Here is a 23,893-nt window from a genome sequence, read left to right on the forward strand (position 1 = left end):
CTCAGCCGCTGATCCATCACACAGGTCTCTCTCCAGGGCATGGCCGCACCTCCTGCAACCACTCTGAGACCTGTCACCCATGTCGCCGGGCTAAACTGTCACCTATCTATCCGGGTTGGACCCTCACCCAACCCTCTCCCACGAGGGGAGAGGGCTACCCACTTACCCTCGCCCCTCAGGGGAGAGGGAGGGACCCGACCCGAAGGGGCGGGAGGGTGAGGGGAAAGTCCCTACTCCAGCCACACCGTCGCTGTCTCCGAAGCGCCTTCCGCATCCAGCACGATCACGGTCGCGAGGCCCCGGCCTGCCGGGCGCCATTCGGTTTCACGGCGGAGCGGGGACGAGTCGATCGGGCGGCCGTTGACGAGCCAGCGCAGCGGTCGCTCGCCGCCACGGGCGATGAGGGGGACGGTCGGGGCGTCGAGGTCCAGCGTCGCGCCGTCCTGGGGGAAGTCCAGCGTGAGCGGTTGGGACAGTGCGATCCCTTGAACCGGCGATGGGGATATAGCGCGGTCGAAGCGGCGGAGGTGGGGCGGCAGGTCGGACGTGCCGGCCAGCAGCACGTCCGAGGGCGGCGGGCCGGGTAGCACTTCGTCGGGCTTCGGCAGCAGGTGGAAGAGGCGGAACATCAGCGGCGCGGCGGTATTGCGGCCGTAGCGGTCGGGGCTGGGGGTGCCATCGGGCCGGCCGACCCAGACGCCGATCGTGTGGCCGCCGTCATAGCCGACGGCCCAGGCGTCGCGGAAGCCGTAGGAGGTGCCGGTCTTGTATGCGACGGTCCGCCCGTCCGCCAGATAGCCCGCCGGCACCATTGCGGATGGCGGGGTGACGGAAGTGAGGATGTCCGTCACCTGCCAGGCCGCGGCCGCCGTCAGCAGATGCCGGCCCTCACCTCCCGGATCGTCCAGACGGGTGCGCAGCGGCCGGGCGACGCCGCCTTCCGACAGCGCGGCATAGAGGGTCGTCAAATCGTAGAGCGTCGTCCCGACGCCGCCGAGCGCGATCGGCAGGCCGGGCGGTTCGGCCGGATCATGCAGCGTCAGCGGCGCGCCGGCTGAACGGAAACGGGCCACCAGCCGCGCCGGTCCCACCCGTTCGAACACCGCCACCGCAGGGATGTTGAGGGAGCGGACCAGCGCCTCCCGCACCGTCACGTCGCCGGAGAAGACCGGGTCGAAATTGGTCGGCGCGTAGTCGCCGAAGCGGCGGGGCCGGTCCTCGATCAGGGTTTCGGGATGGACGATCCTGTCTTCGAACGCCATGCCGTAGATGAAGGGTTTCAGCGTCGAGCCGGGGGAGCGGATCGCGGTGGCAAGGTCGACCTGTCCCGACCGCGCCCCGGCGAAGAAATCGGCTGAGCCGACATAGGCGCGCACCGCTCGGCTGTCGTTCTCCACCACCAGCACGGCGAGGTTCGCCCGGCCGCGCAGATCGCCCAACGCCCGTTCGGCCAGCCTCTCCGCCGCCGCCTGCAGCCCGCCGTCGATGGTGGAGCGGATGGCGGCGCCGGGCGGCGCTTCCGCCACTAGCCGGTCGGCCAGATGGGGCGCGCGGAACGGCATCGGGCGGCGGGCATGGGGAACCTCCTCCTCCATCGCCTCCGCCACCATGCGCGGCGTCAGAACCCCCGCCGACGCCATCCGGGCGAGCACCTTGTCCCGCGCCGCGCGGGCGAGGTCCGGGAACCGATCGGGACGGGTCGCGGTCGGGGATTGCGGCAGGGCCACCAGCAACGCCGCCTCACCCCGGCTCAGCGCCGCCGGTTCCTTCCCGAACCAGGCGAGCGACGCCGCCCGCACCCCCTCCAGATTCCCGCCGAAGGGGGCGAGCGTGAGATAGAGGCCGAGGATTTGGTCCTTGGTGAAATGCAGCTCAAGCTGGACGGCGCGCGCCATCTCTATCAGCTTGGACCGGATGGTGCGCGGGCGCGGCTCCAGCAGCCGGGCGACCTGCATGGTCAGCGTCGATCCGCCGGAAACGATCTCACCGGCCGCGATCCATTGACCGACCGCGCGGGCCAGAGCAAGGGGATCGACGCCGGCATGATGCCGGAACCGCCCATCCTCATAGGCGATCAGCATCTCAAGATAGGCGGGCGACACCTCATCCACGGCAGCGGGCAGCCGCCAGTAACCGTCGACGCTGGTGTAGGCGCGTAGCAGGTCGCCCTCGGCGTCCAGCACCATCGTCGAATGCTGGTGGTACCGCTCCAGCGCCGGCGGGTAGCGGTGGTCCAGCCAGGCCGCCAGCCCGACGAGCAGGACCAGCGCCGCCAGTACGCCATGGACGGCCGCCCGCATGGCCCCGTCAGTCCGCCGGAATGACGGTGAGCCGGCGAAGCGCCGTGCTGGCGTTGTATTCCGGCTTGTACATGTCCTCCACGAACGAGGCCGGCAGGGCGAAGTCCCCCGGCGTCACGGCCCGCGCCAGATAGGCCAGCCGGAACTCCCGCCCGCCTGCGGACAGGTCGAGAGCAGCGACATAGCGGTCGTCCCTGATTTCCACATGGAGCGGCTGGGTGAGGTCGAGCGTCTCCGCGAAATCGCCGAGGCCGCGCCCGTCCCCGATGCTGGGATTTTCGATCTCCAGCCCGGCCGGCAGCAGATCCACCACCAGGATCTGATGGTCGAGGGTCGTCAGCGCCCGGCCGGTGATCATCACCAGCACCAGATCGTTCTGGCGGACGGAGGGCCCCTTCTGGCCACGGAGCGGTATGCCCTCGATAGTGTAATAGACACGATTGAGCGTGAAGCCGTTCTCCACCCATTGCGGGGGATCTTCCGGAATGCCGCGCAGGCTGACGGTGCGGCGCACCGCTTCCGCGCCGTCGTTGGTGACGGCGATGCCTTGCGCCAATTCCTCGGCGGTGGGATCGAGGGTGAGACCGCCATCCGCGCCTTCGGCGGGATGCCCGTTCACCGTCAGTTCCAGCGGGCCGCCGCCGGCGAGCGACGCTGCCGCCATCGCCGCCCAGGCATTTTCCTGGGTGCTGGTCCAGCGGGTCTGACCCAGCAGGTCAGCCGTCCGCTCCCCCTGGGCCAGCACCGCGTCGATGGGTCGTCCGGCCTCTGCCATCAGCGTCGTCACCGCCGCCCGGTCCCGCAGTTCCGAGCCATAGTCGCGGACCGTGAGGGAGTCGGGGCCGGGGCGGGTATCCTCCGCCGCCGCGCGGAACGCCCTGTCGGCGCGGTCCATCTCCCCATAGGCGGCCAGCGCGGCGCCGAGCTGCGCCTTGGCGATCGGGGTGCGGAAGGCTTCCAGGCAGGTGTCGGCGTAGTAGCGGAGGTCGCTGATCTCCGCGACGCCGGCGCGGGCCAGGACATCCAGCGCGTAGGCCGCCGCCGGCTGGCACTGTTCCCGCGAATACCAGCGGGAGACATAATCCTGCATGTAGGAAAGCCCTCGCCGCAACGCCGCCTTCGGCACGTCGAAGCCTTCACTCCGGGCGCGGATCAGGAAATCCATCGCATAGGCGGTCAGCCAGTCATCGGGTTCTCCGAAAGGAGACCAGACGGCGAATGGCCCGTCGGCCCGCTGGAGCGCCAGCACGCGGTTGATCGCCTGCTGGACCTTCCGGTCCGCATCGTCGGGGCGGAAGCCGCCGCCGGCGGCGGCGGCGAGTTCGTCGGCGTAGAGCAGCGGCAGCGCGCGGCTGGTCGTCTGCTCAAGGCAGGCATAGGGGTAATCGTCCAGCGCCTTTATCAGCCCCGGCACGTCGAGATTGGGCCGGCTGGAGAAGCTGGCGGCGAGTTCCAGGGTGCCGGGCAGGTACAAATCCGCCAGGCCGTTATCGATGATGAAGGTCTCCCCCGGTTCAAGAACCCCGGTCAGCCTGTTCGACATGATCGGCTGCGCCGGCCGCACCGCGATCTCCCATTGCCGCTCCACCGCGAAGCCGTCCGGCCCGCTGAGCGACAGGCGGATTTCGCCGGTCCCGGGTTCGCCGCCGACAAGCGTCACCGGCAGGGTTGCGCGTGCATCGGTCGCCAGCGGACCGTCGAACGCCGCCTCCCCGTCCACCGTCACCGCGCCGCCGGCCGAAAGTTCGGCCCGATAGGAACCGGCGGGACCGGCGACATTGTGCAGGCTCAAGGTTGCGATGGCCCGGTCGCCCGGCGCCAGGAAGCGCGGCAGCGCCACCTCCGCCACCACGGGATCGCGCACAATCATCGACCGCTCGGCGCCGCCCACCGCGCCCGCGCTCCAGGCCACGGCCATCAGGCGCAGTTCGCCATTATAATCGGGGATATCCAGAGGCACGGTCGCCTCTCCATCCGGCCCGACCTCCACGATGCCGGAATAAAGCGCCACCGTCTTCGTGATCGCGACGCGCGGGCCGGCCATCTGGTCCCCGTCGCCGCCGCTGCGGACATTGCCGCGACGCCCCTCGCTGACGATCAGGTTGCCGTAAAGGTCGCGCATGTCGACCCCCAGCGCCCGCTGGCCGAAATAATGCTCGACCGGATCGGGGGAGGCGAAATCCGTCAGCAGCAGGATGCCTTCATCCACCGCCGCCAGCGTCAGATAGGCCTCGTCGCCTTCCGCAAGACCGGAGACGGCGATGGGGATATCCACCGTCTGGCGGGGCCGGATCTCGGCCGGCGCATCGATCTCCACCGCCAGCATCCGGTCCGACTGGTCGATATCGAACCAGGCGACGCCGACGGCGCGCACCGGCCCGCGCTCACCCTCCTCCTCCGCCTCCGCCATCGGCCGGAACGCCGTCGCCAGGATATAGGCGCCGACGCCCCAATCCTCGTCCACCGGCACTTCCAGCGTCGCGCCGCCTTCCGGCAGGGCGATGTCGTAGGTTTCCAGGATGCCGCTATTGGCGACCGTCACCAGCGCCCGGCCGGCGAAGGGCGCGGTCAACCGAATCTGCGCCGTATCGCCCGCCCGATAGGTCGAGCGGTCGAGCGCGACCGTCATCTGGTCCGGCGTATCGGCGAGGGATGGCGCGGTCCACCAGCCGGCGCTGAAGCGGACGCTGCTCGCCGCCCCGGTTTCCGAGTCGAACACGTCCAGCCGGTAGCGGCCCCAATCCACACTTTCCAGGATTTCGGCGGGGTCGGCGGCCGCGATGTCGATCGCCCCGGACGCCACCGGCCGGTCGCGGACGACGACCCGGTAATCCCATGCCCCGCCGGTGGAGAACCATTGATAGTCGTAGATTTCCCGCACCAGTTCCCAATTCGCGCCGGGCAGGGCGATGCGTTCGCCCTCGCCGTCCAGCGCGATCAGGGAGAAGTCCGCCGGCGTGTCCTGGGCCACCCTTCCGCCGGCCGGTCCTTCGATCCCGATCCATGGACCGCGCCCCCGCACCGGCAGGGTCAGCGTCTGATTGACCGGCCTACCGCCGATGTCGAACAAGCTGACCCGGATTTCCGCCTCAAGCGGCAGGCTGGTGTCGGGCAGGGAGTCGAGCAGGATGGGGAGACTGGCCTGACCCTCGACATTCGTCGCCTCCATCGGCAGGGAGACGCGCTGCGGCTGCAAATCCTCCTGCGTCAGCCCGAACGCATAGTTCTCCCAATCGGGGAAAGGCGAGAGGGCGGCGCGCACCGCCAGATCCGCCTCGCCCGGCAGGTCGGCCGCCGGCGCGCCATAGAGAAACTGCGCGTCGGCCGTGATCGTGACCGTCTCTCCCGGTCGCAGCGCGTCGGCCTCGGTCGTCAGGTCGAGCCGCATGCGGAGCGGCACGAAATCCTCCACCTGGAAATACGCGGTCCCGATGACGGGACCGTCCTCCGCCATCCGCGCCTCGACCGTCCAGATCCCGGTCCTGGCGTTCGGCGGCAGGGGGATATCGTGGGCATAGCCGCCCGCGCCCTGGTCGGAGACCGTCACGTCATCGGCCTCCACGCCGTCCGGCCTGATAAGGCGGAGGGAAAGCGGCAAGCCCACCTCCCCCGCCGCGCGGTCGTCCCGCAGCAGGGCCGTCAGATGCACGATCTCCCCCGGCCGATAGACCCCGCGCTCGGTATAGAGATAGGCGTCGAGCGGTCCCGGCTCCTGCCGGCCGCTGACGCCCCGGTCGCTGAGGTCGAAGGCCGGCCCGGTCAGTTCCAGGAAGGTGAAATCCCCTTCGGGCCCGTAGGCCAGGATCGCGGCGGGGCGATTGCCGCCCTCCCCGCGCGTCAGACCGGCGGCGAAGGTGATGATGCCTTCCGAATCCGTCCGCCCCTCGCCCAGAACCGAATTGTTGCGGGCCAGCAGCGTGACGCGCGCGCCCTCCATCGCCTCGGCGGTGGCGAGGGAGCGCACGCCGACCGTCAGCCCGTGCTGGCCGGAGAAGCTGGAGAGGCCGATATCGGTCACCACCAGCCATTGCACGCCGGCGAGGCTGTAGCGCCATTCGTCGTCTTCGTCGGCATTGCGGGCGGCCAGGATGTAGATGCCGGGATCGGTTTCCGGCAGCAGCTCGTCCACCGGCACGCCGGTGACGACCGTGCGGTTGGGCTGGTTCTCGACCGGCATGGAGCCTTCCCAGACGGCCTCGCCATGGGTCTCCGCGATCTCGTCAAGCTCATAGCCGCCCAGATTCGCGCCGGCGATGCGGTCCTGCACGACCTGGTCTATCAGATTGCGGTCGTTGATCCTCAGCAACCGCAGCGCGACCTCGTCGACATTGACCGTGGTCAGCGGGGCGGTGCCTTCGCCCATGCGCGGCAGGACATAGGTCCCGGCGCGGAACCCCACGGTCGGCGTCCGGTCGGGGACGGTGAGATCGAAGCTGTCGGTTTCCATCAGCGACCGCCCGTCCTGGGCGGGCAGTCCGGCCAGCGCCGTGACCTCGTAGGTCTCGCCATGGCGGACGCCTTCCAGGCAGAGCGCGTCGTCGGACGCCAGCGCCTCCACCGGGACCTCCGGCGAGATGCGGACATAGTCGCCATAGGTGACGAGGCGCGGATCGGAGAGCGCGGAGGTGAAATAGAGGCAGAGCTGAGGCCTCTCCTGCTCGAACCGCGCCTCTATGCGCTCGATCTGGAAGCCGTACTGCCGAAGGAGGAAATCGAGCTTTTGGGCCAGATCCTTGTCTTCGGGGAGCATGCCCGCCAGTTCCTGGTAGGCGGAGATCGCCGCCGACCATTCGCCCCGCGCCTCCAGCAGCGGGGCGGCCAGATGCAGGGCCGCCTCGCGTTCCTCACCGTTAACGGCGGTGCGATAGGCGATGAGCGCCGACCACAAGGTCGCGGGATTTTCCGGCTCCACCATGGCCCAGACCCCGGCCAGGTCGCGCCAGACGGCGCTGTCGTCGGGGCGGAGGCCGGCCAGGCCGCGCGCCGGGTCCAGCGCGTCCCGCGGCCGGTCGGCCTTGAACGCCGCGGCGATCTGCGACCGCAGCGTCTCCTCCGGCGGCAGGTCGCTCTCCTGGGCTGCGTCCGCCAGCCGATAGCGATACTGCCACGCGGCGTCGAGCAGTTCCGGCGCATCGAGAGCGCGGGCCGGCGCGACGATCAGGATAAGCAGTCCGGCGAACCAGGCCCCGAGCCACCAAACACGCCCCGTCATCCCGACCTCCCTAGGCTGATGTCGCTTTCTACCCTGAGTCGCAGTTCAACATGTCATTGTTGCGGCATGAACGAATGGACATCGCGTCCGCGTTGCCATTACCGCAACGCCCGTTGCGCAACTATCGCCTTCCTTGAACCGCCCGCGCATGGACAATGAGGAAAGAAAGATAATAAGAACGGATCAAATCCAGCAACAGTGAGGGGGATTCGCGGTGGAGAGAAGTTCGACGACAAGCATCCTGTGCCTGCATCTGATCGTGCTCGGCATCGTCCTGGTTTCCGAGGTGATCGGCGTCAGGCTGATACCGATCGGCATCGCGACGGTTATCCTGCTGCCGATCCTCTACGCCTTCGCGATGGGCATCCTGCTCAATCCCAATTCGCTGAAGCTGACGAAGAAGATCCTGACGCCGAAGGCGGTGAAGATGTCCGGCGTCATGATCGCCGTCGCCATCATGCCGTTCATCGCGAAGTTCGGCACCACGGTCGGCCCTCAGATGCAGACGATCATCGAGACGGGCCCGGCGCTCGTCCTTCAGGAGATCGGCAATCTGGGCACCATCCTGATCGCCTTCCCCGTCGCCGTCCTGCTGCTGAAGATGGGCCGGGAGGCGATCGGCGCCTGCTATTCCATCGACCGCGAGCCCAACCTGGCGCTGATCGCCGACAAGTACGGGCTGAACAGCCCCGAAGGCGCGGGCGCCATGGGCGTCTACGCCACGGGCACGCTGATCGGCACCTTCGTCTTCGCCATCATGCCGCCGCTGATCCACGCGCTGGGCATCTTCGACGTCCGCGCGCTGGCGATGTCGTGCGGCATCGGTTCGGGCAGCATGCTGGCCGCCTGCTCCGGCGCGCTGGTGGCGGCGATCCCGGACCAGGAGGACACGATCCTGGCCCTGGCGGCCGCCAGCAACATCCTGACCTATGCGACCGGCCTCTATGTCGGCGTCTTCGTCGCGCTGCCGCTGACCGAGTGGCTCTATCGCAAGGCCCGCCCCGGCGAGACCCGGGCGTCGGCGGCTTAAGGGAGGACGAGGGACATGAGCACCAACGAAACCAACGCCGCCACGTTCGAGACGAACCAGGTGGAGCTCGACGAGCGGAAGATCAACGTCGTCAACACGCTGGGGCTGCTGCTGATCGCCTGCGTGATCGGGCTGATCGGCAACTGGGTGGCGACGGGGACCAACCCGCTCGCCGCGCTGCCGGGCATGGCGATCCTCTATGTCTTCTGCGTGATCGGCGTCCTGCTGGCCAAGGGCGCGCCCTTCTACCTGCCCAGCGTCGCCTGGATCTCGCTGGTCGCCATCATCGCGACCATTCCCGGCGTGCCCGGCAGCGCCTATGTGGTCGAGCAGGTGGACAAGCTGAACTTCCTGGCGCTCGCCACCCCGGCGCTGGCCTATGGCGGCCTGGCGCTGACCCAGAGCGAGTTCCGGATCGCCCGGAGGTCGGGGTGGAAGATCGTCATCGTCGCCATCTGCGTGATGTTCGGAACCTACATAAGCTCCGTCATCGTCGCGGACCTGGTCCTCAGGATCGGCGGCTAGGGAAGAAGCGCCGGACCGGCTTCCCATGATGGGGAGCCGGCCCGGCGGCCAAGCTGATGATCGTCCTGGACGGCAAAGCCTTCCATCATCTTCTCGCCGTCGTCCGCGCCGGATCGATCCGCGGCGCGGCCGGCGAGCTGGGCGTCGCCCCGTCGGCGGTCAGCCGGCATATCGCCGATCTGGAGCACCGGCTGGGCATCCCGCTGCTGGAGCGGACGCCCCGCGGCGTCGCGCTGACCGAGGCGGGCCGGCTGGCCGTGGAGCATGCAAGGCGGTTCTTCGAGGACCAGGAGGTCCTGACCGAACAGCTCGACCAGCTCAAGGGGTTGAGCCGAGGGGTCGTCAGGCTGTGCTGCGGGGAAGGCTTTGTCGCCGACCTGATCGACAATGGCCTGAAATGCTTCTCCCAGGATTACCCCACCATCCGTCTTCGGATCGCCATCGCCGGCACACGCGGCATCATGGAGGCGATCTCCCAGGGCGACGCCGATATCGGGATCGTCTACAACCCGGTCATCGATGAGAACATCCAGTCGCTGGCGATCACCCGCCAGCCGCTCAGCGCCGTCACGCCGCCGGGCCATCCGCTGGCCGGCCGGCGGGGCGTGAGGCTGCGGGAACTGCTGGACGAGCCGCTGGCGCTGCTGTCCGAAGGGCACGGCATCCGCCATCTGGTCGGCCGCGCGGCGGCGGATTGCGGCAAGGCGCTGACGCCGGTGCTGGAGACCACCTCGATGGACGTGCTGCGCCGGTTCGTCCGCGCCGGGCAGGGGATCACCTTCCTGCCGCGCTTCGTCGTGGCGACGGAACTTGCAGAGGGCAGCCTGGGGCTGGTCGAACTCGCCGACCCGCTTCTGGCGGAGGCGACGACCCATCTGATCGTCAGGGCGCAGCGGCGGTTGCCGGATTCGGTCTCCAGCATGGCCGACTGCCTGATCCGGGAGATGGACGCCTTCCAGGACAGGGACGGCGACTGAGCGTCAGCCCGTTGCCGAGACTGCAACGGCCGTTGTCGGATTAACCCCTATTTCAGACCGCTGGTTCGTCCGACCCTGCGGCGTTATCGAGAGTTTCGAGGAGGACCGGATGAAGACGATCGGCGTCGTGGGGCTGGGCAATATGGGACGGGGCATGGCCCTGTCGCTGAAACGCGGCGGCTTCGATGTGATCGGAACCGACGCGTCCGCCGAGACCCGTGCGCGGCTGGCCGGGGAAGGAATCGAGGTGGCGGAGGGGCTGGGACCCATCTGCGCCCGTTCGGACATAGTGCTGCTGTCCTTGCCCACCGCCGCGATCGTGGAGCAGGTGGTGGCAGGGCCGGGCGGCATTCTGGAGCACGCGAAGGCGGGGCTGCTGGTTGTCGATACCTCCACCTCCCACCCCGACACGACGCGCAAGCTGGCGGCCGGGCTGGAGGCCGCCGGCATGTCGATGATGGACGCCCCGGTCAGCGGCGGGCCGAAGGGCGCCATCACCGGGCAGATGACCATGGTCATCGGCGGATCGGAGGAAGATTTGGCCCGCGCCCTGCCGGCGCTGGAGGCGATCAGCGCCAAGCGGGTCCATATCGGTAGCGTCGGGGCCGGGCATATCACGAAGATCGCGAACAACCTGCTCTGCGCCGCCCATCTCATCACGGCGGCGGAGACGGTGCGCCTCGCCGAAGCCGCCGGCGTCGACGCCGAAAGGTTGCTGGAAGGGATCAACGCCGGATCGGGGCGCAGCGGCGTGACCCAGGTCAATTTCCCGACCTGGGTGCTGAACGACGGTTTCGATTCCGGCTTCACCATGAAGCTGATGCGGAAGGACGTGCGGCTGGCGATGGAGTTGATCGCGCAAACCGGGACCGACGCGCCGCTGTCGGGCGAGGCCGGGCGGCTGTGGGCGTCGAGCGCCGAGACGATCGCCGACGACGAGGATTTCAACCGCATCGTCCAGCTGGGACAGCGCTGAAGAAGGAATTCCCCCAATGGGTCAGATGACAGAGAAACTTTCCGCCGCCATCGGCGCCTTCTTCCCCGGCCTCAAGGAGGTCGGCTCCTATGTCGGCGGGGAGATCGTCCCCGGCGCTGGGGAGGAGATCGCCGTCGCCGACCCCGCCACCGGCGAGATGCTGATGGGATATCCCGATGGCGGCGACGCGGTTGTGGCGCGGGCGGCCGAGGCCGCGATCGCCGGACAGCGCGAATGGGCGGCGCTGACTCATGCCGCGCGCGGGCGAACCATGCAGGCCATCGCCCGCGCCCTGCGCGACCGGATCGAGGATCTGGCGGTGCTGGAGGCGGTTTCCGCCGGCAAGCCGATCCGCGACTGCCGGGTCGAGGCGACCAAGGTCGCCGAGATGTTCGAATATTACGCCGGCTGGGCCGACAAGGTGCATGGGGAGGTCATTCCCGTCCCGACCACCCATTTCAACTACACCCGGCGAGAGCCGCTGGGCGTGGTCCTGCAGATCACGCCCTGGAACGCGCCGATCTTCACCTGCGGCTGGCAAATCGCCCCCGCCATCGCGATGGGCAATGCCGTGCTGCTGAAGCCGTCGGAGCTGACGCCCCTCACCTCCATGGCGGTCGCGGCGCTGGCCGAACAGGCTGGCCTGCCGCGCGGCGTGGTCAACGTCCTTTGCGGCTACGGCCACACCACGGGCCAGGCGGCCATCGGCAACCCTGCCGTGAAGAAGGTGGTCTTCGTCGGCTCCCCCGCCACGGGAAGCAAGATCGCCGCCGCCGCCGCGAAGCGCGTGACCCCCTGCGTGCTGGAGCTTGGCGGCAAGTCGGCCAACATCGTCTTCGAGGACGCCGATCTGGAGCGCGCCTGCATCGGTGCCCAGGCCGCCATCTTCGCCGGAGCGGGACAGAGTTGCGTCTCCGGCTCCCGCCTGCTGGTGCAGCGGTCGGTCTATGACCGGTTCGTTGAGATGGTCGCCGCCGGCGCGCGGCGGCTCAGGACCGGCGATCCGCTCGACCCCGCGACGGAGGTCGGGCCGATCAACAACGCGGCGCAGTACAGGCACGTGCTGGGCATGATCGAATCCGGCATCGGCGAGGGCGTGGAGATCGTCACCGGCTCTTCCGGCAGGCCGGCGGAACGGGGCTATTTCGTGGAGCCGACGGTGCTGAAGAACGTCAGCAACGACATGGCGGTCGCGCGGGAGGAGATCTTCGGCCCCGTGGTCGCCGCCATCCCGTTCGACACGGAGGAGGAGGCGATCGCCATCGCCAATGACAGCCCGTTCGGCCTCGCCGGCGCGGTCTGGACCGGCAATGTCGGCCGCGCCCATCGCGTCGCGGCGCAGGTCAAGGCCGGCACCTTCTGGATCAACTCCTACAAGGTGATCAACGTCGCCTCGCCCTTCGGCGGCTACGATTCCAGCGGCTATGGCCGGTCGAGCGGGATCGAGGCGCTGCACGAATACACCCAGGTGAAGAGCGTCTGGGTCGAAACCGCCGCCCAACCCGCCGCCGCCTTCGGCTATGCGCCGGGCGTGGGGGCATGAGGGGCGTCCCCCTCGTCCTGGGCCTGTCGACGAGTGTGGGGCACACATGGTTCGACAGGCTCACCATGAGGTTTTGCTTGTTGGTCATTCCGGCCCCCGAGCCGGAATCCATGCGATGTCGACGCCCCATGGATGCTGGATCAAGTCCAGCATGACGGTATTTGGCGGAGGCGCACAGGTTGACAGGCTCGCCATGAGGGGAACGGCTCCCTAACCTTCGACGAATGCCAGCCAGGTGTTCCCGTGCGCTTCGGCGTCGGTGAGCGTTATGCTGTCGCCGGATCGGCGGTAGGCCGCTCCCCCCATCTTCAGGAGGGGCTCGACGGCGTCTAGGTCGCCTACGCGCACATGGATGGCGACGTAACAGGGCTGAGACTCGCGAGCCAGAGCGGCGGGCAGTCTTCCGTAGCGCGCCTCGACCGCCTTCCGGTCCCCGACGATGAATTCGCCGTTGCCGGTCCGCGCGCCGAAACCGCCGGGCAGGTCGAAGATCGCGCTTTCCCCGTAAAGGCCGGCCAGCCGCCGGCGCACCCTCGGCTGGTCCGCTTCGGCCGCCAGGATCGTCACCTGCCGGATGCCGAAGGCGCCGTTGGGATGATCCATCCAGGCCGGCACATAGATCAGGTCCGGCCGGTGCTGATGGCAGAGGAAGTTGGACAGGCGCGGCAGGGCCGGATCGTGGATGATCTTGAGCGTCGTGGCGGTTCGGTCCGCGCCGGCGTCGGGCAGGGTGACGTCGCGGCCGAACTCTATCGTGCCCTGGCAGGCGATCCCGCGGTCCCGCAGGGCGGCTTCGTCCCCATCCGCATCCTCGCTATGGAGCGCCAGGAGGGAGATGCCCTCCCGTTCCTCCAGATGGTCGCGGATGTGGCGGCCGAACCTGAATGTCCCGGCCGGGCGTTCGTCGATCAGGCCTTCGTCATAGACGCTCATCAGTTCGATCAGGCAGCCGTCGAACATCGCCAGCGCCGTGCTGGTGCCCCACGGATGCCGGCCGACCGGCGTCACGGTGAAGCCCAGCGCCCGGAACCGCCGGACGGCCGCTTCGATGTCGCGGACCAGGATGAGCGGATGATCGATGCCGAGAGCCGACATGCTGCCTCCTACGCCTGGAAGCCGGAGAAGGAGTCGCCCGATCGCGTCTTCGGTTTGGCCGGCACGCCGGCGACCGTCGTTCCGGTAGGAACGTCGGCCAGCACCACCGAACCGGCCGCCACGACCGCCCCTTCTCCAATTTCTATGCCGCCCAGAAGGATCGCCCCGGCGCCGATCGTCGCGTTCCGGCACAGGCGGGGGTGGCGGCGATCGCTCTTGTCCTTCAGCGTGCTGCCGAGGGTGACGCCATGCCATATCGAGGCCCCGTCCTCCACGATCGCCGTTTCCCCGACGACGAAGCCGAGCCCGTGGTCCAGCCAGACGCCGCATCCGAACCGGGCAGCGGGATGGATATCGGTGGAGAAGGCGCGGCCGAACAGCGTCTTCAGCGCCAGCGCCGAATCGGCACGCCCCTCCCGCCAGAGGCTGTGGGCAACCCGGTGCCCCAGAAGCGCATGGACGCCGCGGGAGAAGAGCAGTGTCGCGATATCCCCTCCCGGCTCGAAATTCCGGTGCGCGGTGATCGCGACATCGGCCAGCGCCCCTTCCAGCGCGGCGCGGTCTGTCTCCAGCACCTTCAGCGCCGCGTCGCGGACGCATCGGCGGCTCCCTTCCGCCGGGATGGCGCTGGCAAGAACAGCCGCGAGAAGCTCCGTTTCCGAGCGGAGATCCGTCACATCGACCGCCAGGGCCGCGTCGACCAGCGGGTCGCGGGCGAAGAGCGTCCGGGCTTCCTCAAGCAAATCAACCGCCGGCCGGGCCGGTCGTCCGCTGTCGATATCGGTCACTCTTCCCCCGGACGCGCTGACGAGATTTGCAGCCACTCTGCCAGCTTGCCCGGAATGATGAAACCCGGCGGCGAAACCCGCGCCGACATTGACCTGACGCCGCCTGTCGGCTGTAGTCTCAGGCGTGCGCACCGAGATTCCATCCGAACCAGCCCTCTCCCCCGACCATCCGACCGATCCGGAACGGCCGTCGGCGCTGGCGCCGCTCCGCTACCCGATCTTCCGGGCAGTCTGGATCGCCAGCCTGGGGTCGAATTTCGGCGGGCTGATCCAGGCGGTCGGCGCGTCCTGGATGATGACCTCCATCACCGATTCGGCCGACATGGTGGCGCTGGTCCAGGCGTCGACCACACTTCCGATCATGCTGCTGTCGCTGGTGGCGGGCGCGCTAGCCGACAATCTGGACCGGCGGCGGATGATGCTGGCCGCCCAGGCCTTCATGCTGACGGTGTCGATCACGCTGGCGGTCTTCACCTGGGCCGGCCTTGTCACGCCATGGCTGCTGCTGCTGTTCACTTTCCTGATCGGCTGCGGGACGGCATTCAACGGCCCGGCCTGGCAGGCTTCGGTGGGGGAGATGGTGCCGCGGAAGGATCTGGCGGGCGCGATCATGCTGAACAGCATGGGCTTCAACATGGCGCGCAGCGTCGGTCCGGCGGTGGGCGGCCTGATCGTGGCGGCGGCGGGGGCGGCGGCGGCCTTCGCGGTCAACGCCGTCAGCTATGTCGGGCTGGTCACGGTCCTGTTGCGGTGGAAGCCGGACTATCCGCCCCGGCTGTTGCCCCGCGAGACGCTGGGCGTCGCCATGAGCGCCGGCGTCCGCTATGTGGCGATGTCGCCCAGCATCGGCGCAGTGCTGCTGCGCGGCCTTGTCTTCGGCTTCGCGGCCAGCGCCATCCCGGCGCTGATGCCGCTGGTCGCGCGGGAGTTGATCGGCGGCGGACCGCTGGTCTACGGCCTGCTGTTCGGGGCGTTCGGCGTCGGCGCGGTGACGGGCGCCTTCTCACGCGGGCCGCTGCGCGCCGCCATGTCGGCGGAGATGATGGTGCGGCTTTCCTGCATCACCTTCGGGCTCGCCGCCGTCACGGTGGGGCTGAGCCCGGTGCTGTGGCTGACCATGCCGGCGCTGATGGTCACCGGCGCCGGCTGGGTGCTGGCGCTGTCCAGCTTCAATGTCACGGTCCAGATGTCCGCGCCGCGCTGGGTCGTCGCCCGCGCCCTGTCGATCTACCAGATGGCGACGTTCGGCGGCATGGCGGCGGGAAGCTGGGGCTGGGGCCTGATCGCGGAAGGCCATGGGGTGGCCATGGCGCTCTATGTCTCGGCGCTGGTCCAACTCGCCTGCGCGCTGATCGGCCTGCGCGTGCCGCTGCCGGCCTCGGAGCATCTGAACCTCGACCCGCTGCGTCCGTGGAAGGAGCCTGAGACCACCGTGCCGATCCTGGGGCGCAGCGGTCCCGTCGTCGTCACGATCGACTATGTGATCCACAAGGAGGATGTGTTGGATTTCCTGGCGGCGATGTCCGAAAGGCGGCGCATCCGGCGGCGCGACGGCGCCCGCCACTGGACCCTGGCGCGGGATTTGGCCGATCCGGAGAAATGGGTGGAGCGCTACCAGACGCCGACCTGGCTGGACTATGTGCGCCACAACCAGCGCATCACCCAGGCGGATGCGGAGATCACCGAACGCATCCGCACGCTGCACAAGGGGGCCGAGCCGCCCCAGGTCCACCGCATGATCGAACGCCAGACCGGCTCCATTCCCGCCGGCCGCGCGCCCCACCCCCACCCCCGCGAACTGCACGAGCCCCTCACCGACCCGACGCGGTCTTCGTAGGCCGTCCCCTCATGGTGAGCCCGTCGAACCATGCGGGCACACATCCTTCGACGGGCTCAGGATGAGGCGAATTTGTCGTCATGCCGGACTTGATCCGGCATCCATAGGGTGTCGAGGCCGCATGGATTCCGGCTCGGGGGCCGGAATGACCAACCAGGGAAAAACCTCATGGTGAGCCCGTCGAACCATGCAGGCGGCGGTCACGCCGGCTCGGTATAGAATTCGCCGTCGCGTTCGCAGAGCTTGTAGCGGGTAGTGTCCTGGGTTCCGTCGTCCAGGGTGATCGTCTGTTCCTGGATCTGGCAGTCGTCGCCGGTGGACGCCGTGCTTTTCGCCACCGGGCGGACCACGCCCGTAGCGCCGGTGTCCGGGTTGGACCAGGTCTGCGCCGCGCCGGACTGGTAGGTGTCGATGGTCGATTGCTGGGCCATCTGCCGATCGCGCTCATCGAGATAAGCGCCCACCTGCTGGCCGATCAGCGCGCCGGCCCCGACGCCGATGCCGGTGGCGATCAACTGGCCTGTCCCGCTGCCGAACTGTGAGCCCAGCAACCCGCCGATGATGCCGCCCGCGCCCGCGCCGACCGTCTGGTTCGTGCTCTGACATCCGCCCAGCGCCAAGCCGGCGATCAGGAGAGCCGTCACCGCCGAAGATTTTGCCATCTCACCCGCCTCCCTCACAGTTTCAGGTCGATCTCCCCGACGGAGGTTTCCGCCGTATCGCCGGTCATCGTCAGACGATTGCCCTCGACCGTTCCGGCGATCGCCACGGGATTCGAGAGAGCGGTCAGGATCTGCCGGGTGCGGCCATCGGGCGCCATGATGATGAGCGAGATCAGCATCTCCTGGCAGCGCGGTTCATCATATTCCATCTTTCCGATGAAGCCGTCCGCAACGAACGCCCCCGGCTCCGAGACCTGGGCGACGAAAGGAGTTCCGGGGCTGTCGTGGGTGAAGAGAGGGCCTTCCGGCCCAATCCAGGGCGCGTCGTCGAGCGTCCATTGGCCGAAGACCAGGACGCCGGCATCCGTGTCGCACTGGTATTGCTCGTCTTCGGGCATGTCGGCCGTCCAACGCATGTAGATACGGTTGTTCCGCTCATCCGTCTGCCGGGGTTCGCCATACTTCCCTATCAGCAGGTCCCGGACGGCGGCGACGGGCGGTCCCTCCCCTTCCGGATAGAATATCCAGCGGGAGATCGCGGTGACGCTCTGATCGGCCAGCGGCGGCTCATGATAGATCATGATGGTCTGCGCTGCGTCGGGCGTCCGCAGCATCACGCCCTCGTTGAAGGGGTCCCACATGTTGGCGCCGGTCGCCGCCGACCGGTCCTCCCGCCGGGCCTCGTACCGGATTGTTTCCCCGATTTCCGCCCCGATGGTGGAGACCGCCTTCTCCAGATTGCCGCCCAGGCTCACGCCCAATATGTCGAAGCCGGCCGGCGCTTCGGCCGCCGGAGGAGGAGCTTCGGTCTCGTCCGGCGGCGGGGCGGCAACCTCGACGGCGGAAGCGGAGTCAGCGATGGACTCGTGGCGAATCCGGCTGGGATCGTTCGCCGTCAGGACTTCCTCCTCATCCAGAAGCTCGGCCTCCAGGACCTCGACCGACAGGAGCGGCCTCGTCCAACCCTCGGCCAAAGAAACCGGCCTGACCCTGACGCGCAGCGCGTAGTCCGGATGGGACGGGTTGGCCTGCTGCCATGCCTGCGCCTGCTCCGGCGGCATCCTGACGACGAACAGGTCGTGCGCCGTCGGCGTCAGCCCGACCGCGTTATGAACGCCGTCGCCATATCCCGACAGGGAGACGGAACCGACGGGGAATGAGCCGGTGGCGAAATCATAGTCGTCGAACCGCAGCCGGCCGACCGCCCAGACGCCGTCCGGCCCCGGATCGAACGCCTGCGCCTCCGCGACAAGCTGCTGCGCCCTCTCGCGCCGTTCGAACGCGTCGAGCCCGCTGCCGAGGGCCTCATAGACCGTTTCCAGAGGGTCTTCGCCCGCCATCTCTGCATAGAGGACGGGGAAATAGGCCTCCGGCGGGAACGTAACCGGCGTCACGGCCATCGCGGCCGGAGCATCGAAGACGGCCGTCGCCACGACGGCGCCGGTTTCATAGTCGATCAGCCGCCCGGCCGTCGGCGTCGCGTCCGCCACCAGATGGTCCTTGCGGCCGTCGGAGACGATGCGGAGGCCGGTGACGGATATGTCGGCCTCCAACGCCACGCTGCTGTTAGGCTGGAGGGCGGAGGGGTCGAACGGGATCTGGAAATCCTCGGCGGCCGAAGGAAGAACGATGGCGATCTCCTGGAACTGAAGGGGCCAAGTGCCGTCATGCGCCAACCGGAAGAGGTAGAGTCGGTCGGCCGGCACCGCCAGGTTGATTGCGAGGTTCCGGTTCTCGGAACCGGAGGAGCGCCGGAACAACGGCATCCGCCCGTCCCGCAGCCGTTCCTCATTCATCGAGAAAGTGCCGCCATGACCGAACAACAGCGTCTCCGGCAGGTTGGCGGCGCGTTGCGTCGTCCATTCCATGAAGCGCGGGATCAGAGCGAGCTCGACCATGGTCGAAAGATCGCCGGACGAGATGTCGACGCCGTCGAAGAAATGCGGCCAATCGCGGTTCCGGTCGTTTCTTTCCCACCTGGCCCGCGCCCCTGCCCATTGCCGCCATTCCTGCTCAGTCGGCTCCCAAAGGCCATGCTTGAGCATGAGCAACATCGCGGTGGCCGGCTGGCGGAGTTGGATCGGCGCGACGGGAACGTCGGCCGCGGCGACCGGTTCATCTTCCTGCATGTCGAACCGCCGGATCGGCGACCGCAGCCCCTCATCCGCCGCGGAGAAGAGCACGGCCCCGTCGGTCGTGATCTCAAGCTGGAACCGGCGCGCGCCCCTTTCCGGGTCGATCTCCTTCATTCCGACGATTGAAAGTTCCAGGCCCACGCGGGCTCCCGACCGCAGATGCATGTCCTTGAAAGCCTGAGCCTCCGCCAGCGGGACGGCGATGCCGCGGGGCAATCCTGAAACGTCGAAGGGGCGCCGGATAGCCATCGCCGGGATGTCCGCCGAAATCTGCCGCCAATCGCAGTACCGCTCGATATTGTCGTCGAGGGGGAAATAGCCCTCCTCGAAATCATATTCCCGGACCGGTATCCGGCAATCGAGCAGCAGCGGGATCGGAGGAGACGGCGCCGCCGCGGCGAGGGCGGGCGCGTAGTCCGACCTGAACAGCGCCAGAAGGCGGCGGCGCGCGAATTCATCCATGTCGGCGCGTTGGATCGATCCTATCCGCCCAACGGTCGCTTCATAGTCGACGCCCGCGCCCGCCAGCAGGGATCGCTGATCCCCCTCCGCCAGCAAGTCCGCATAGGCCAGCGCGCGTCTGTCGTCATCCAGAAGGCCCGGCGACGATGCGAGCGCCAGAAGCGCCGCCTGGCGAGCTATCAGGGCGGCGTTATCTTTCACGATCAGCCGGGTGGGATCGACGGTGACGACGCCGGTTGCCGAGGCCGGTGCATCGGACGGGCCGAGGTCGATCCGGCGGATTTCCTGCTGAAAGCGGTCATCATGGAAGAAGATCACGGCCTCCGGCTGCTGGATCAGGTCGAAACTGACATTCGCCCCCTCGTTCGGCGTGATTCCGGCGATCGTCAGGGCGATGCCGGCGACGATTTCCCTCTCGCTTCCGATGGCCGCCAGGAAAGCCTCAGCCTCCGTTACCGGCACTTCGAGATATTCGAGAAGGCCGTCAGTGGAGAATCCGGTGCGGATCGAAAGAATGGGGCTGGCGCCTATGGAATCGCACCGGTGGAATGCGCCGAGGGCGAAACGCTGATTGGCGAAATCATAATCGCCGATCGACACGCGGCAGACGACCAGGACGGGAATCGGCGGGGTCGGCGCTTCCGCCATCAGCCGAGGCTGCCCGATATCGCGGAACCCCTCTAGGATGCGCTGCATCTGGAATTCATTGAAACCAAGATTGGTCAGCGTCTGCCAATCGATGCGGTAGTCTTGCGCCTCCAGCCTGGTCTGCTGCCGCGCGACCATGTCGGGCGCGGCGGACACGAGGATGCGCCGCCGTTCCTCAGGCGACAGCAGACGCGTCAATTGGGACACAGCGTCCCAGTCCTGGCCGATTTCCGGCGCGGCGGCGAGCGCCATCCGTGCCAGTACCGGGCCGAAATCGACCTCCCGCAAACGATCCGGCATGTAGATGGGAGCCGGAAGGACGATGCGGCCCTCGAACGTCTCGAACCCTTGGGCCGCAAGCGCCTGCGTCTGGGGAGAGGCCGGAACCGCCATCAAGGCAGGCGTACCGGCCGGACCGGGTTTCGATGGTTGCGCGAAGGTGGACGGGAAGGTTCCTCGCTGGGACGCTCCGTCCGACATCACAAGGCCGCCCGAACCGGCGAACTGACCCGACCCCTGCCCTCGCAGCGTGGTGACCAGGTCAGGCGAAGGTTGGCCTGTCGCAGGCAGGCCGCGGTCTGACTGGAAGGCCTGGATCGCCGACCGCGTCGCCGGGCCCATCAGACCGTCCGGCACGCCGGCGTCGTAGCCGAGCGCGTTCAGCGACTGCTGTATCTCCCGCACGCGGGTCCGCTCATCCAGCGGCACCAGCGCGTCCGGGGCAGGCGGCGGCATCGCCGCGACCTCGCCGTCGGCAACCGACGCCGTCCCCTGCCAGACCGCCGCGCCGCCGACGGAGCCGACCAGCGTCATCCGCCGCGCCTCGGGACATTCGAACGGCAGGATATTCGTCAGGATCGCCGTCATGCGCCTGATCTGGAAGGCGTCCCCGGCGAAGCTGTCCCGCGTCGGGGACCTGATCTCGACATAGATCGTCTCGCCGCACCAGTCGCCGTCCAGGACATGCGCCTCCAGCGCGCCGTCCTGAAGCAGCCGACGGGCGTCGGCCGGTGAGACAAGAGCGATCGCCGCGCCCAGCGCGGCGAGGATCCCGGCCTTCACGATCCGCATGGCCGCCTCCCGATTTCCAGATCGGGAAAATTGTATCTATCGGAAGATGACCGACAACCCCGGGCGCAACGGCTTACCCCTATGCGCTATGGCTTATCCGGAATCGCTGCGAAACCTATCCTAAATCGCGGTCACGGACGCGGCATCCTGGAACGGTCGGACGGTCATGCGGCAGGAGCCGTCGGCGATCAGGAGATGGTTGTTGGGCACCTCGCTCCAGGCCGCCAACTCGGCGTCCAGCGGTTCGGAGACGACGATCATGTGGTCCTCTCCCTGGCAGGCGAAGAGCGAGGGGGCGACGCCGTCGCTGGAATAGCGGACGGCGATCACCCGCCGCCCGTCGCTGAGGCAGGCCGTCAGCTTGAACGGCTCTTCCTCCGCGATCTCCGCCGCGGCCGCGTTGATCGTCTCCACCGTCTTCGCCAGCGCCGCGACCGGGTCGTCCTCCAGCCCGAAGCGGAACAGCAGATGGAAGATCAGTTCGCTGTCGGTCGTGCCCTGCAGGCAGGCGTAGAGATCGTCGGTCAGCAGGGCGTTCAGCCGGCGACGGAGCCTGTCGTAGCCGCCGATCTGGCCGTTATGCATGAACAGCCATCTGCCATGGCCGAAGGGATGGCAATTGGCGCGGCTGGTCGCGGTGCCGGTCGACGCCCGGACATGGGCGAAGAACAGGCCGGAGCGGATCTGGTGGGCCAGATGGCGCAGATTGGGGTCGTTCCAGGCCGGCAGGGTCTCGCGATAGATGCCGGGCGTCTCGCGCTCGCCATACCAGCCGACGCCGAAGCCGTCGCCATTGGTCGCCACCGCCGCCTTGCGGGCGTGGAGGCTCTGCTCGATCAGGGAGTTCACCGGCTCCATGATCAGCTTTTCCAGGAAGATCGGACGGCCGTGATAGGTCAGCCAGCGGCACATGGGCGGTCTATCCTGCAATCAGGGCGTAGAGCAGGTAGAGCACCATGCCGGCATTCACGTTGAAGGTGACGGACATGCCGGGCGCCCGGAAATAGGGATGACGCTCATAGCCGATCCAGAAGAGCGCGCGGCCCACGGCGAAGAAGCCGATGGCGAGGGAGAGGATGCCGACATGGGAGGGTGGCAGCGCGACGGCGAGGCCGAGGAAGGCCGGAACGAAGATCGCCGTCTGCTCGACGCTGTTGGACAACACCCGCTGGCGGATGCGGTAAGTTCGGCTTTCCTCATCGTCGATCGGGTTGAAGGCGCGGGTGCCGACCCTCGCCATGGCGACGCCGGCGACCATCATCAGCAGCAGCGCCGAGGGCCAGACCAGCAGCCGGACGGCGACGACCAGCCTTTCGGCCGCGCTTTCCGGCGCGGCGGCCGGGCCGGCCATCATGACGAGGAGGATCAGGAAAAGCGCCCAGCCGAGGATGGCCGCGCCACCATTCAGGACGATGGCCCCACGGACGACGCGGCGGGACCGGCTCGCTTCCCTTGCCGTCACCCCAGGCCCTTCTGGCCCATATCCAGGAACTTCTCCCGACGCCTGGCCTTGAGCGCGCCGCCATCCAGGCTGCGCAGCCCGTCGAGCGCCTGCTCCACCGCATTGCCCACGCGGGTTATCGCCGCCTCCGGGAAGCGATGCGCCCCGCCCATGGGTTCTGTGATGACGGAATCGATGACGCCAAGCTGCTTCAGGTCGCTGGCCGTCAGGCGCAGCGCCGCCGCCGCCTCGGCCGCCTGGGCGGCGTTCTTCCAGAGTATCTGGGCGCAGCCTTCCGGCGAGATCACGGAGTAAACCGCGTGTTCGAGCATCAGAACCCGATCCGCCACCGCGATGGCGATCGCCCCGCCGGACCCCCCCTCGCCGATGACGATCGAGATGATGGGCGTCTTCAGCCCCAGGCAGACCTCGACCGAACGGGCGATGGCTTCGGCCTGGCCGCGCTCTTCCGACGCGACGCCGGGATAGGCGCCGGCCGTATCGACGAACGTCACCACCGGCAGGTTGAACCGATCGGCCAGGTTCATCAGGCGGATGGCCTTCCGGTAGCCCTCGGGCTTCGCCATGCCGAAGTTGTGCCGGACGCGGCTTTCGGTGTCCGCGCCCTTCTCATGGCCGATCAGCATCACGGAACGGCCGCGGAACCTGCCCATGCCGCCGACGATGGCGCGATCCTCCGCGAAGGCGCGGTCGCCGGCCAGCGGCGTGAAATCCTCGATCAGGGCGTCGACATAGTCGCTGAAATGCGGACGGTTGGGGTGGCGCGCCACCTGCACCTTCTGCGCCGGGGTCAGCTTCTCGTACGTGCTGCGCAAAAGCCGGTCGACCTTGGTCTGCAGCCGGCCGACCTCCTCTGCGATATTGATGTCGCCGTCGTCGGAGAGATGGCGCAGTTCCTCGATCTTGCCTTCCAACTCGGCGATCGGCTTTTCGAAATCCAGGAAAGTCTGCATGGAGCCTTGGTCTTAATGGCGCGGGGAAGCGGCCAGGAATGGCGCGAACGCGAAGGGGTCAGGCGATACCACACTCGTTCCGCCTCGGAAAGGCCCGCCGGAGCGGAACCTCCGCCCTCGGGCCGACGGATATGAGGTATAATATAAGGAACGGCCGAACCGCCAAAAAAGGCCAAGTTGCCCAATCAGGGCGCAAAAGCGGCGCGGCGGCGGTCAT

Annotated in this window: 15 protein-coding genes; 6 read left to right on the top strand and 9 right to left on the bottom strand. The window is 68.1% G+C overall.

Annotated elements, in window-relative coordinates:
* Positions 1 to 230: 230 nt before the first annotated feature.
* Together pbpC and AAFN89_RS08895 are read right to left on the bottom strand one after the other, a co-directional pair.
* Entirely contained in the window at positions 231 to 2,300 is a 2,070-nt protein-coding gene (gene pbpC, locus AAFN89_RS08890; RefSeq protein WP_347538145.1) for a penicillin-binding protein 1C, read from the bottom strand.
* Positions 2,301 to 2,307: 7 nt separating this feature from the next.
* The gene (locus AAFN89_RS08895; protein WP_347538147.1) at positions 2,308 to 7,512 is read right to left on the bottom strand and encodes an alpha-2-macroglobulin; all 5,205 of its coding nucleotides are present in this window, start codon (positions 7,510 to 7,512) and stop codon (positions 2,308 to 2,310) included.
* A 214-nt stretch (positions 7,513 to 7,726) separates the two neighbouring features.
* Between AAFN89_RS08895 and AAFN89_RS08900 the strand changes: the two genes are divergently transcribed.
* The 5 genes from AAFN89_RS08900 (at position 7,727) to AAFN89_RS08920 (ending at position 12,563) form a co-directional block, all read left to right on the top strand.
* Positions 7,727 to 8,542, top strand: a complete 816-nt coding sequence (locus AAFN89_RS08900; protein ID WP_347538149.1) for a DUF3100 domain-containing protein — start codon at positions 7,727 to 7,729, stop codon at positions 8,540 to 8,542.
* 15 nt (positions 8,543 to 8,557) lie between these two features.
* Positions 8,558 to 9,067 carry a hypothetical protein gene (locus AAFN89_RS08905; RefSeq protein WP_347538151.1) on the top strand — a complete coding sequence of 170 codons (510 nt, stop codon included), beginning with the start codon at positions 8,558 to 8,560 and terminating at the stop codon, positions 9,065 to 9,067.
* Between the two features lie 56 nt (positions 9,068 to 9,123).
* Positions 9,124 to 10,044 (top strand): LysR family transcriptional regulator, encoded by a 921-nt coding sequence (locus tag AAFN89_RS08910; RefSeq protein WP_347538154.1) that lies wholly within the window; start codon positions 9,124 to 9,126, stop codon positions 10,042 to 10,044.
* Positions 10,045 to 10,153: 109 nt separating this feature from the next.
* A complete protein-coding gene (locus tag AAFN89_RS08915; protein WP_347538156.1) occupies positions 10,154 to 11,020 on the top strand; it encodes an NAD(P)-dependent oxidoreductase in 867 nt (288 codons plus the stop codon).
* 16 nt (positions 11,021 to 11,036) lie between these two features.
* Positions 11,037 to 12,563, top strand: coding sequence for an aldehyde dehydrogenase family protein (locus AAFN89_RS08920; RefSeq protein ID WP_347538158.1), 1,527 nt, complete (start codon positions 11,037 to 11,039; stop codon positions 12,561 to 12,563).
* Positions 12,564 to 12,773: 210 nt separating this feature from the next.
* Here AAFN89_RS08920 and AAFN89_RS08925 read toward each other — a convergent pair whose 3' ends face one another.
* Positions 12,774 to 13,658: a VOC family protein gene (locus AAFN89_RS08925; protein WP_347538160.1), complete on the bottom strand. Its 885-nt coding sequence runs from the start codon at positions 13,656 to 13,658 to the stop codon at positions 12,774 to 12,776.
* Positions 13,659 to 13,666: 8 nt separating this feature from the next.
* Positions 13,667 to 14,446 (bottom strand): serine O-acetyltransferase, encoded by a 780-nt coding sequence (locus AAFN89_RS08930; RefSeq protein WP_347538163.1) that lies wholly within the window; start codon positions 14,444 to 14,446, stop codon positions 13,667 to 13,669.
* Between the two features lie 124 nt (positions 14,447 to 14,570).
* On the opposite strand from AAFN89_RS08930, the gene AAFN89_RS08935 reads away from it, so the two are divergent.
* The gene (locus tag AAFN89_RS08935; protein ID WP_347538165.1) at positions 14,571 to 16,283 is read left to right on the top strand and encodes an MFS transporter; all 1,713 of its coding nucleotides are present in this window, start codon (positions 14,571 to 14,573) and stop codon (positions 16,281 to 16,283) included.
* 200 nt (positions 16,284 to 16,483) lie between these two features.
* Here AAFN89_RS08935 and AAFN89_RS08940 read toward each other — a convergent pair whose 3' ends face one another.
* From AAFN89_RS08940 to AAFN89_RS08960, 5 genes are all read right to left on the bottom strand, one after another.
* The gene (locus AAFN89_RS08940; protein WP_347538167.1) at positions 16,484 to 16,945 is read right to left on the bottom strand and encodes a glycine zipper 2TM domain-containing protein; all 462 of its coding nucleotides are present in this window, start codon (positions 16,943 to 16,945) and stop codon (positions 16,484 to 16,486) included.
* A gap of 14 nt (positions 16,946 to 16,959) precedes the next feature.
* A complete protein-coding gene (locus AAFN89_RS08945; protein ID WP_347538169.1) occupies positions 16,960 to 21,261 on the bottom strand; it encodes a peptidoglycan-binding protein in 4,302 nt (1,433 codons plus the stop codon).
* Between the two features lie 120 nt (positions 21,262 to 21,381).
* Positions 21,382 to 22,173 (bottom strand): class II glutamine amidotransferase, encoded by a 792-nt coding sequence (locus tag AAFN89_RS08950; protein WP_347538171.1) that lies wholly within the window; start codon positions 22,171 to 22,173, stop codon positions 21,382 to 21,384.
* A gap of 7 nt (positions 22,174 to 22,180) precedes the next feature.
* Positions 22,181 to 22,723, bottom strand: coding sequence for an MAPEG family protein (locus tag AAFN89_RS08955; RefSeq protein WP_347538173.1), 543 nt, complete (start codon positions 22,721 to 22,723; stop codon positions 22,181 to 22,183).
* Positions 22,720 to 23,676, bottom strand: coding sequence for an acetyl-CoA carboxylase carboxyltransferase subunit alpha (locus AAFN89_RS08960; RefSeq protein ID WP_347538176.1), 957 nt, complete (start codon positions 23,674 to 23,676; stop codon positions 22,720 to 22,722). The genes AAFN89_RS08955 and AAFN89_RS08960 overlap by 4 nt, the downstream gene beginning before the upstream one ends.
* Between the last annotated feature and the right edge of the window lie 217 nt (positions 23,677 to 23,893).

Origin of the sequence: Inquilinus sp. CAU 1745 (genome assembly GCF_039839375.1) — a bacterium.
Lineage (GTDB): Bacteria > Pseudomonadota > Alphaproteobacteria > DSM-16000 > Inquilinaceae > JBDOQU01.

Coding starts and splice junctions, on each gene's coding strand:
- pbpC (WP_347538145.1), bottom strand. CDS start 2,300: ATGCGGGCGGCCGTCCATGGCGTACTGGCGGCGCTGGTCCTGCTCGTC.
- AAFN89_RS08895 (WP_347538147.1), bottom strand. CDS start 7,512: ATGACGGGGCGTGTTTGGTGGCTCGGGGCCTGGTTCGCCGGACTGCTT.
- AAFN89_RS08905 (WP_347538151.1), top strand. CDS start 8,558: ATGAGCACCAACGAAACCAACGCCGCCACGTTCGAGACGAACCAGGTG.
- AAFN89_RS08910 (WP_347538154.1), top strand. CDS start 9,124: ATGATCGTCCTGGACGGCAAAGCCTTCCATCATCTTCTCGCCGTCGTC.
- AAFN89_RS08915 (WP_347538156.1), top strand. CDS start 10,154: ATGAAGACGATCGGCGTCGTGGGGCTGGGCAATATGGGACGGGGCATG.
- AAFN89_RS08920 (WP_347538158.1), top strand. CDS start 11,037: ATGGGTCAGATGACAGAGAAACTTTCCGCCGCCATCGGCGCCTTCTTC.
- AAFN89_RS08925 (WP_347538160.1), bottom strand. CDS start 13,658: ATGTCGGCTCTCGGCATCGATCATCCGCTCATCCTGGTCCGCGACATC.
- AAFN89_RS08940 (WP_347538167.1), bottom strand. CDS start 16,945: ATGGCAAAATCTTCGGCGGTGACGGCTCTCCTGATCGCCGGCTTGGCG.
- AAFN89_RS08945 (WP_347538169.1), bottom strand. CDS start 21,261: ATGCGGATCGTGAAGGCCGGGATCCTCGCCGCGCTGGGCGCGGCGATC.
- AAFN89_RS08950 (WP_347538171.1), bottom strand. CDS start 22,173: ATGTGCCGCTGGCTGACCTATCACGGCCGTCCGATCTTCCTGGAAAAG.
- AAFN89_RS08960 (WP_347538176.1), bottom strand. CDS start 23,676: ATGCAGACTTTCCTGGATTTCGAAAAGCCGATCGCCGAGTTGGAAGGC.